At 74.2% G+C, this 8,094-nt stretch carries 6 protein-coding genes and 1 pseudogene; 6 read left to right on the top strand and 1 reads right to left on the bottom strand.

Annotation, left to right across the window (positions count from 1 at the left end; translation table 11 throughout):
• The 3 genes and pseudogenes from VFZ20_RS28910 to VFZ20_RS28920 all read left to right on the top strand — a co-directional run.
• Positions 1-719 (top strand): annotated as a pseudogene (locus VFZ20_RS28910) (hypothetical protein); the annotation flags it as partial.
• Positions 716-1,858, top strand: coding sequence for a glycosyltransferase family 4 protein (locus VFZ20_RS28915; RefSeq protein ID WP_329687444.1), 1,143 nt, complete (start codon positions 716-718; stop codon positions 1,856-1,858). The pseudogene VFZ20_RS28910 and the gene VFZ20_RS28915, both read left to right, overlap by 4 nt.
• A complete protein-coding gene (locus tag VFZ20_RS28920) occupies positions 1,855-2,820 on the top strand; it encodes a class I SAM-dependent methyltransferase (protein WP_329687445.1) in 966 nt (321 codons plus the stop codon). The genes VFZ20_RS28915 and VFZ20_RS28920 overlap by 4 nt, the downstream gene beginning before the upstream one ends.
• Before the next feature lie 395 nt (positions 2,821-3,215).
• Here VFZ20_RS28920 and VFZ20_RS28925 read toward each other — a convergent pair whose 3' ends face one another.
• Entirely contained in the window at positions 3,216-4,016 is an 801-nt protein-coding gene (locus tag VFZ20_RS28925; protein ID WP_329687446.1) for an FkbM family methyltransferase, read from the bottom strand.
• A gap of 346 nt (positions 4,017-4,362) precedes the next feature.
• On the opposite strand from VFZ20_RS28925, the gene VFZ20_RS28930 reads away from it, so the two are divergent.
• The 3 genes from VFZ20_RS28930 to VFZ20_RS28940 are packed head-to-tail and all read left to right on the top strand — an operon-like array spanning position 4,363 to position 7,744.
• Positions 4,363-5,256 (top strand): glycosyltransferase family 2 protein, encoded by an 894-nt coding sequence (locus tag VFZ20_RS28930; RefSeq protein ID WP_329687447.1) that lies wholly within the window; start codon positions 4,363-4,365, stop codon positions 5,254-5,256.
• Positions 5,253-6,800, top strand: a complete 1,548-nt coding sequence (locus VFZ20_RS28935; RefSeq protein ID WP_329687448.1) for a hypothetical protein — start codon at positions 5,253-5,255, stop codon at positions 6,798-6,800. The genes VFZ20_RS28930 and VFZ20_RS28935 overlap by 4 nt, the downstream gene beginning before the upstream one ends.
• 47 nt (positions 6,801-6,847) lie before the next feature.
• Complete coding sequence (locus VFZ20_RS28940; RefSeq protein ID WP_329687449.1) at positions 6,848-7,744, top strand: class I SAM-dependent methyltransferase; 897 nt, start codon at positions 6,848-6,850, stop codon at positions 7,742-7,744.
• The last annotated feature ends 350 nt before the right edge of the window (positions 7,745-8,094 follow it).

Below are 8,094 nucleotides of genomic sequence, written 5' to 3' on the forward strand. Positions count from 1 at the left end.
GGGCGTCGCTGGCCAGCATCGGCCTGGGCGTGGCGGCGCTATACCTGTCGCAGGTGCGCGCGCTGGTGGTGATGACGGGCATCAGCCTCGTGGCCATCGCGGGCATCCTGGTCTGGCGGCGCGACGTGCGGCGCTTTTCCACGCTCGTGGGCGGCGTGGCGATGATGATCCTCCTGGGATACGTGGCCGCGACGAGCATGGCCGGCCCGGACGTGAGCCAGCGGATGAGCACGCTGGTCCGCGCCAGCCCGTCGCAGGTGTACTACCAGAACCGCGGCCGATTCCTGGAGGACGCCATCTTCAAGACCCTGCCGCGCGCGCCGTTCGGCGAGGGGCTGGGGCACTGGGGGATGACGGCCACGTACTTTGGCGGCAACCGGCCGGGGAAGAACGTGTGGGTGGAGATCCAGTGGGCGGGGTGGATCGTGGACGGCGGCGCGCCGCTGCTGCTCACCTACCTGCTGACGCTCGTCCTCACTCTGTGGGCCGCGTGGCGCATTGCCCGGGCGCGGCCCCCATCGCCCGAGGCGCACGACCTGCCGTTCTGGGGCGCCATCGTGCTGGCGTACTCCATCGGCGCCACGGCGCTGACGTTCTCGTATCCCATCTTCCTCTCGCAGTCGGGGATGGAGTTCTGGCTGCTGAACGCCACCCTGTTCGCCGCGGCGCGCCACGCGCGGCAGCAGGCACTCGCTGCCCTCCCGCATCCCGCGCGGTGAGGCCCTGGGTGATCGTGGCCGGCGACTTTGTCCGGACGGGGGGGATGGACGCGGCCAACCACGCGCTCGCGTCCTGGCTGGCGCGAAACGGCGTGGAGACACACCTCGTGGCGCACCGCGTCGCGGACGACCTGGCCGCCGAGCCCCACGTCCGCGTCCACGCCGTCCCGCGTCCCTTGGGCTCGCACACGCTGGGCTTTCCGCTCCTGGACCGCGCGGGACGGCGGGTCGCGCGGATGCTGGACGCGCGCCGGCCCGTCGTGCTGGCGAACGGGGGCAACTGCCGCGCGGGCAACGCCGCCTGGCTGCACTACGTCCACGCGGCGTACGCGCCGGAGATCGCCGGCCAGCCCGTGCGGCGGATGATCGCCCGCGCCGCCCGCCGCGCCGCGCTGCGGGACGAGCGTGCCGTCGTGCGGCAGGCGCGCGTCGTCGTGGGCAACTCGGCGCTGACGGCGCGGCACGCCATCGACCTGCTGGGCGCGGATCCCGACCGCGCGTACTTCGTCCACTACGGCACGGACCCGGACCGATTTCGTCCCCCGGCGGTGGACGAGCGGGCGGAGGCGCGCCGCGCACTGGGCTGGGCGGACGCGCGGCCGACGGTCGTCTTCGTGGGCGCGCTGGGCGACCGGCGAAAGGGGTTCGACACGCTGTTCGCGGCGTGGCGGATGCTATGTGCGGACGACGCGTGGGACGGGCGGCTGGCCGTCGTGGGCGCGGGCGGGGAGCTGGAGGCGTGGCGTGCGCGGGCGGGGCTGGCGGGGCTGGCGGAGCGGATCCAGTTCCTGGGCTTTCAGCCGGACGTGCGGCGCGTGCTGTGGGCGGCGGACGTGCTCGCGTCGCCTACGCGCTACGAGGCGTTCGGCCTCGCCATCCAGGAGGCGCTCTGCTGCGGGCTTCCGGCCATCGTCAGCGCGGACGCGGGCGTGGCGGAGCGCATCCCGGACGGCCTGCGCGCGCTGCTGCTGCCGGACCCGGACGACGCGGCGGACCTGGCGCGGCGGCTGCGCGCGTGGCGGCAATCCATCGATGTTCATCACCGGTCCGCGCTGGCCCTGTCGGCGGAGCTGCGGACGCGCACCTGGGACCACATGGCTTCGCTGATGGCGACCATCATCGAGGAGGCGCTGGCGTGACGGAATCCGCCACCGCGGGGAACGCCGCGTTCGCGCCGACGGGCCCGTGCTGGATCTGCGGGGCAGGGGAGATGGCGCCCGTGACGCGCGCCATCTTCGAGTTCAGCGCCTACGCGGAGCAGGACCCCGAGCTCGCCGGGCTGACGGGCGCCACGGTGGACCTCGTCCGCTGCGCGCGGTGCGGGTTCGGCCAGCCGGCGGCCCTGCCCACGCTGCCGGACTACTTTGGGCGGATGTACGACCAGCGCTGGTCGGACGAATGGATGGAGGGCGAGTTCCACGAGGGCACCAAGGACCTCATCTTCCGCGAGACGCTGCGGGACCTGGGAAAGCGCATCCCGGCGGAGCGGCGGACGCTGCTGGACCTGGGCGCGCACGTGGGGCGGCTGATCCACCTCGCTGCGCAGGCGGGCTGGCGGGCGGAGGGCATCGAGCTCAACCCGCGGACGAGCGCCTACGCGGCGCGCGCGACGGGGCTGCCCGTGCACCGCGCGGACCTGCGCGACCTGCAGGCGGAGGGGCGACGCTACGCCGCCGTGACGCTGGTGGACGTGCTGGAGCACATCGCGGAGCCGGTGGGGGCGCTGCGGGCCGTGCGCGGGGTGCTGGAACCGGACGGGTGGATCGCCGTGAAGGTGCCGCACGGGCCCAACCAGCTGCTCAAGGAGCGCATCCGCGGCCGCGTGTTCCGCGGATACCGGCCGACGGTGGCGGACAACCTGGTGCACGTGAGCCACTTTACGCCCGGCGCGCTGCGGATGGCGCTGGAGCAGGCCGGCTTCACGGACATCGAGATCCGCGCCGCCGCGCCCGTGCTGCCGCCGGAGGTGCCCGGTGCGCGCCGCGCGGCCCGCGTCGCCTTTTTGCGCGGTACGACCCTCGCCGCCCGCGCGATCCCCTTCGGCGCGCGATCGCCCCTCGCGATGAACCTGCAGGCGTACGCGCGGAACGGAAGTGCGTGAGGCGGGACGGAAGTGCGGGAGTGCGGGAGTGCGTGAGTGCGTGAGTGCGTGAGTGCGTGAGTGCGTGAGTGCGTGAGTGCGTGAGTGCGTGAGTGCGTGAGTGCGAGAGTGCGGAAGTGCGGAAGTGCGGAAGTGCGGAAGTGCGGAAGTGCGGAAGTGCTTGGGGGTAGGGATGGCGAGCGGAAGCAGGGACTCGTCGCGGGCGGAGCGCCCCCCTCCCCGACCCTCCCCCACAAACTGCGTGGGGGAGGGAGGTGGGTTCGAGAGGGGATCCTGGTAGCCTGCGCGCGATGAAGTTCTCCTCCTCCCCTGCGCGAGGGCCGGGGGGGGCAGGGGGCCGGGGGGCCTCGGCGGGCCGGCAGACACTTCCGCCTTCGTGCTTGACCCTCTCGCCCCTACATCCTCCGGAAGTGCGCCACGCCGGAATTGGGGTGCGCCTCCACGTCCCGCACCAGGCGCAGGCCGGCACGCTCCAGCGCGGCGAACAGCGGGGCCTTGGGGCCGTTGGGATGGTACTCCATCGCCCACGCGTCCACGTCGTAGAGCGTGTCGGGGTGCAGGTCGGGCAGGATCTCGTGCTCGGCGCCCTCGATGTCCATCTTGACCAGGGCGATGCGGTCCGCCCCGGTGACGGCGCGGGCGCGGTCCAGCGCCTCCATGAGCGTCACGGCGCGCACGGGCACGGACTCCGCCGGCTGCTCGCCCTCCGTGGGCGGGTGGATGCCGCGCGAGGGGCCGGGATGCGCGGGATCGGCATCCATCCAGCGATGGCCGGCCTCCGCCGCGACGGCCAGCTGCATGGGCGTGATGCGATCCGCCAGGCCGTTGGCGGCCACGTGGTCGCGCAGCCGCGGATACTCGTCCGGATGCGGCTCCAGGCTCACGATGCGCGCCCACGGCGCCCGCCCCGCCGCGTACAGCGAGAACGCGCCGAAGTTGGCGCCGATGTCCACGATGCACCGCGCGCGCAGGGGCACGTCGTACTCCTGGCGGCAGAAGATGACCCACGCCGTCGCGGCGTCGTGGCCGTCGCGCACGGTGAGCCGCCAGCCGCTCCGCATCCGCAGCTCCAGCGGGAACGCGGCCGAGCCGGGGCGCACGTACGCGCGCAGCAGCTCGCCGTAGTTCTCGAAGCGCTGCAGGGCCCGCGGGACCTCGGGCGCGTGGCGCAGGGCGCGAATCCAGCGTGGGGGCATCGTCCGGAGGATAAAGATGATGGGCGAGGGGCCTCACCCGTGGGCCCTCACCCGCTCGCTGTCGCTCGCACCCTCTCCCGCAAACTGCGCGGGAGAGGGTATACACTTCAACGAGCTCAACGCCGGGCTGCGGACATCCCGCGCGATGAAGTTCTCCCCTTCCCCCGCGAAGCGGGGGCAGGGGGCGGGGGCCCTCTGCGAGCGGCAGGATGCCCGCCTGTCCGCTCGGGCCCGCACCCGCCCTCGCGCAATCCGCGCGGCGCGCGATAGTGTACTGCCGCGCGCAGCCGGCGGCGAGCCCGCCGCACCGTTTCCATCCACCTCGCCCTCCATCCACCGCGACCGCATGCCGCCTGCCGGGATCGAGCTGTCCGTCGTCATCGCCACGCACGACAACCTGCCCACGCTCAAGCAGGCGCTGGAGGGCTGGCGCCGGTTCGCCGCGGACCAGCCCGTGGAGCTCATCGTCGTGGAGGACGGCTGCACGGACGGCACCCGCGAATACCTGGCGGACCTGCTGGCCCGCGGCTGGGACGGCCCGGCCCTGCGCGTGGCCCACGAGGACGACGCGCACGAGCTCGTATGCACCAACCGCGGCTTTCGCGAGGCGCGCGGCTCGCTCGTGCTCAGCTGGCACGACGACATGTTCCTGCGCGCCGGCTGGATGGTCCCCGAGCTGCTCGCCACCCTTCGCGCCTACCCCGACATCGGCCTGCTGAGCCTGAGCCGCGGCCTGTGGTTCCATCACGTGGACGCGCCCGTCCGCACCTGGGAAGACACGGTGGACTGGCGGCGGATGGAAAGCACGCTGGGCCCCGCGCCCCTCAACTGGGCCCGGCTGTACGAGGTGGACGGCGTCATGCGGCCGTGGGTCGTGCGCCGCGCGGCCCTCGACCGCGTCGGTCCCCTGGACGAGGCGTTCCGGCCCACGGAGTGGGACGAATCGGACCTCTGCTATCGTCTCCGCGCGGCGGGATGGAAGTCCGCCACGCACGGCTACGAGCGCGACGGCGCGTACGTGCACCAGCTGAGCACGACGTACGCGCGCACGCCGTCGCAGCGGCGGATGGAGATCGGGCTGCGCAACGGCAGCCTGTTCTACGAACGGTGGAGCGACACCATCCGCGCGGAGCACGGGCGCACGCGCGCGTCGTGGCTGCGGCGCGCCACGCCGGCCGGGTGGGTGGCCACGGCGCGGCAGGCGGCGCGCTTCGCGACGGGCCGCCGGGACGCGTCGTGAGCCGAACGCGACGCGCGGGGATCGCCGCCACCTTCGGCTACCTGCAGTTTGGCCTGGCGCTGGCGTCGGGCATCCTCGTGGTGCCGTTCGTCCTGGCGCGGGTCGGCAACGAGGCGTACGGCGTGTGGCTGGGCTTCGGCGAGCTCATCGCGTACAGCGCGATGGCGGACCTGGGCATCCTGGGCGTCCTCCCCTGGCTCATCGCGGAGGCGGACGGGCGCGGCGAGCGGGGCGAGATGCGCGCCCTTGTGGCGGCGGGGCTGGCGGCGGCGTCGCTGGCGGCGGTCGCGTTCGCCGGGATCGCGCTGGGGCTGCTGGCCGCCGCGCCGGGGATCACGGGCGTGTCCGATGCGCAGCGGGCGGCCGTCATCGGCCCGTTGATGCTGCTGGTCGCGGGGATGGCCGCCGCGTACCCCGTGCGCGTCTTTCACGCCACGCTCATCGGCCTGCAGGACGTGACGTTCGCGGGCACGCTGGGCATCGCGCAGGCGGCGCTGAACGTGGCCATCATCGTGGGGATGCTGGCGGCGGGGCAGGGGCTGTACGCGCTGGCCGCCGCCGCCACCGTGCCCACGCTCTTCGTGGCGACGGCCAGCCTAGTCCGCGTCCGCCGCATTGCGCCGGACCTGCTGCGCGGCTGGGTTCTTCCCTCGCGGCGGCTGCTGGGGCAGGTGACCACGCAGGGGATCGGCGGGTGGATCGGGGGATTGGGATGGCGGATGATCTCGGCCACGAGCAACCTCGTCATCCTGTCCATCGCCGGTCCCGTGGCCGCCGTGGCCTACGCCATGACGGCGCGCCTGGGCGACGTGCTGACGCAGATGAGCTGGCAGGTGCCGGACGCGGGCCTCGTGGGCCTGGCGCAACTCAAGGGCGAGGGGCGGACGGAGCGCGCGGCGGAGATCGCCGTCTCCATCATCCGCCTGACGCTCATCGGCGCGGGGGCCGTGGGGTGCGCGGTGCTGGCGTTCAACCCCAGCTTCGTGGCGCTGTGGGTGGGCGGCGACCGCTTTGCCGGGCTGGGGACCAACGTGCTGCTGGCGGCCGGTGTCGTCGCCCTGTCGCTGGCGCATGCGCTGTTCAGCACGGCGGCCACGCTGGGCGCGCGGGTGCAGATCGGCGCCGCGTCCGTCGCCCAGGGCGTCGTCCACCTGGGGTCCGCCATCGTGCTGGGGCGGATGTTCGGGCTGGCGGGCGTGGCGGCGGCGGCGACCATCGGCGTCGTCCTTGTGGCGTATCCCGCGGCGGTGCATCAGCTTCGCCGTGTCAGTGGATTGACGCAGGGAGACCTGTGGCGGCGGGCGCTGGCGCCGTGGTCCGCGCGGGCCGTCCTGCTCCTGCTGCTGGGGACGGCGGTCGGCATCGCGGGGTGGCGGACGGCGCTGTGGATGCCGCTGGCCGCCGCGCCCGTGCTGGCGCTGGTGTACGTGTGGTGGATGCGCCCGCTGTACGCGGACCTGCCGCTTCCCGCGCGGCTTCGACCGATCCTGATCCGCCTGCGGCTGGTGCCGGAGCACGGCGGCGCCGGGGTGCCCCTCCCGTGAGGCCCTGTCCCGCGTGCCGGTCCGATTCCGTCGCGGTGGTGGAGCGCATGCCCGCCGACCGCATCGCGGACGCGTGGGCGCGCCAGGACGCCTGGGCCGGGCACGACGCGGCGGATGTGCGGGCCCGCGTCCGCGCGGACCTGGGCGCGGATTCGACGGCGTTCCTGGGCTGCACACGGTGCGGACTGGAGTTCGCGGATCCGCCGCGGTCGTGGAGCGCGGGCAACTATCCGCCGGAGTCGTACGGCATCGCGTGGGACCACCTGCGCGCGCTGGCCCTGCTGCGGATGGAGGCGCCCCTGCGGCTGCTGGAGATCGGCTGCGCGGACGGCAAGTTCCTGGAGCGCGCCGTCGCGCTGGGCCACCGAGCGACGGGGATCGACTTCGGCCGGGCGGCCGTGGAGGCGGCGCAGGCGCGCGGGCTGGACGCGCACGTGGCGGACGTGCGGGAGGTGCGCGCGTTCGCGGGGCCGGAGCCGTTCGGGTGCGTGGCGCTGTTCCAGGTGATCGAGCACCTTGAGGCGCCGGACGACGTGTTCGAGGCCATCGGCGCGGTGGCCGCGCCGGACGCGCGGCTGCTCATCGGCTGCCCGGCGGACCGGCGCTACACGCGACGCGTGGGGCACGCGGAGCGCATCGGCCGCAGCGACTTCTGGGACTATCCGCCGCAGCACGTGCTCCGGTGGACGCCGGACGCGCTGCGCATCTTTCTGGGCCGACACGGCTGGACGCTGGTCTCGGCGGAGTACGAGCCGTTCGATCGCGTCGGCGCCGCCGCGCACCTGACGGCCGTCAGCGGGCGCGCGGGCGGGTGGATCGGCAGCCCGCTCCGGCGGCGCGCCACGACGGCCGGGTACCTGGCGCGCCTGGCCGCCGCGCGGCTGCTCGGGCCCATGAGCGGAATCCGGCTGTCCGCCGTCGCGCGGCGGGAGGGGGTGGGGTGATGATCGACGAGGGGAGCTTCGCGTGGACTGGATGGGCTCGCGGGCCCGCCCGGGGGGCCCTCACCCGCTCGCTTAGGCTCGCACCCTCTCCCGCAAACTGCGCGGGAGAGGGTGTACACCCCAGCCCGTGCTCCATGGCCGAGATCGGGCGGGGGGCGGGGCCGTCGCTGGCGCGACGGGGGGCCCTCTCCCCCGACGCCTGCGCCGCTCATTCCTCGCGGCTCGGCGTCGACCCCTCCCCCAACTTCGGGGGAGGGGTTGGCGAGAGGGCGAGATTCTGCACAAAGCCGCTTCCACGCAGAATCGTAGTTCTCCCCCTCCCCCGCGAAGCGGGGGCAGGGGGCCGGGGG

This window comes from Longimicrobium sp. (assembly GCF_036280135.1).
Lineage (GTDB): Bacteria > Gemmatimonadota > Gemmatimonadetes > Longimicrobiales > Longimicrobiaceae > Longimicrobium.